The organism is Rossellomorea oryzaecorticis, from assembly GCF_045897515.1.
Taxonomy (GTDB): Bacteria; Bacillota; Bacilli; order Bacillales; family Bacillaceae_B; genus Rossellomorea; species Rossellomorea enclensis.
The window spans coordinates 1-1,717 of the sequence record NZ_JBJOSA010000043.1; the positions used below are offsets into that span (position 1 = coordinate 1).

Annotated in this window: 1 protein-coding gene; it reads right to left on the reverse strand. The window is 37.2% G+C overall.

Going from position 1 to position 1,717, the window contains the following annotated elements:
* Nucleotides 1-55: 55 nt before the first annotated feature.
* Nucleotides 56-1,585 carry an IS1182 family transposase gene (locus tag ACKA06_RS21565; RefSeq protein ID WP_411160624.1) on the reverse strand — a complete coding sequence of 510 codons (1,530 nt, stop codon included), beginning with the start codon at nt 1,583-1,585 and terminating at the stop codon, nt 56-58.
* Nucleotides 1,586-1,717 lie beyond the last annotated feature (132 nt).

The window sequence follows — 1,717 nt, forward strand, 5'->3', positions numbered from 1 at the left end:
GGGACCACTGAAAAAGTCGCTTTCTAAAACCCTTCTGTTCATCCGTTTTCCCGTTTTAATCAATTATCACGAAAAAGTTCAAGAATATGGAAATGTTTTTAAAATATACACCCTTTTTAGAGGATAGTATCGCTGCTATCCTCTTTAAGTTTACCGCTAACGCGGTCAGTTTGGCTTGTAAGGCCATGCTTTTTAGACCGTACCCTTTGGCACGACCTAACCCATGGAAATTCTTCATCTCGCCATTTTTCCCTTCTTGGCGGGCTCGTTTCCTATATTCTTCTTTAAACTCATCTTTCTTTTGTTCCTGACTGTATCCATAAAATTCTGGAGTGTTGATTCCTACTTCAAGGATTTTACCTACAGCTTTGCCGGAAATGCATGTATCCCTAACGGGACATTGACGGCATTTTTCTCTTTCAAAGTAATACCGGTACCCCTCTCTACTTTTTGTTTTTTTATGAGTTTTCCTAGTTGTATAGTTTCCTTGGGAACAAAACCATTCGTCTGAGTCTTTGTTGTAACTATATAAATCTTCGTTTAATCTATAAGCCATTTCGCTTACGGGTATGTATGCTTTCGCTTTTACTTCCTTTATTTTGTCGAGTATCGGCTTTCTAAAGTAGGCCTTATCACCAAGTACTTTTTTGATTTTCATACCGGATTTTTGAGTCAACTCTAATAAATCATCAAACTTACTTCCATCGACATAAGCACCATTATCCACATGGACAGCCGTGATAATCTGCTCATCCGTAGTGACTATATATTCCGTTTTGTACCCAAAGTAATGAGAGGTCTTACTTTTGTGTCCCACTCGGGCATCTTGATCAACAATGGAACGGACCCCTTTTTGTTCCATGAATTTAGGGTCATTGAGAATGGTCTTCGCATTTTCAAGTAATTCACTTACTTTTGGAGTTTGTTTTAAGGCGACTACTTTTTCCACTTGATCAATGGTACCTTCAAGATAGGATTTCATTGTAGATTTTGCTTCTTTATGGTCTTCTATTTCTTTATAGTTTGGAATCTCTTGATTGATTTCCTTCGGAACTTCGCCACATTCAACCTCTATCGTTTTGAATATTTTTTTGGCGAGTCTCTTCATGACCCTTTCAGCCGTACACTTAAAGGTATTCGCTTCTGTATGAGTAGAATCAATGCTTAGACCGGTTCCTTCAAGGATTCCTTTTTCTACACACTGCCTGACGACTTCGATGATCACTTCATCAACCGTAAGGTTCCCTTCTAATTTCTTCTTTCGAAACTTCGTTAAGAGACTTGAATGAGGCAATTCATCTTCTGGATTAATCCCTAGAAAGTACATGTAGGCAAGATTTAATGAGGCGTCCAATACCACGCGTTCGTCAGATAAATTATATAAATTCTGTAGAACTAAGAGTTTGACCATAAGCTCTGGTTCTTTGGCAGGTCTACCATAATACTTACAATATGTGTTCTCGAGTGCTTTATTAATAAAACTAAAGTCCACTTCATCTTTCAGTAATTTTAGTTTATGATTTTCGGGGATTTTATTGTATAATACGGAGTAGATGCTTAACTGCATGTCTTTGTCTTTAAGCATAAAAAGAAAACCTTCCTTCTTGGTTGTTTTGTTGTTTTGGTCGATAACAATTATACCAAATTAGGAAGGTTTTCTTTTTTTATTTGTATTTTACATTATTTAGGAGTCGTTTTTCAGTGGTCCCGGACAGGT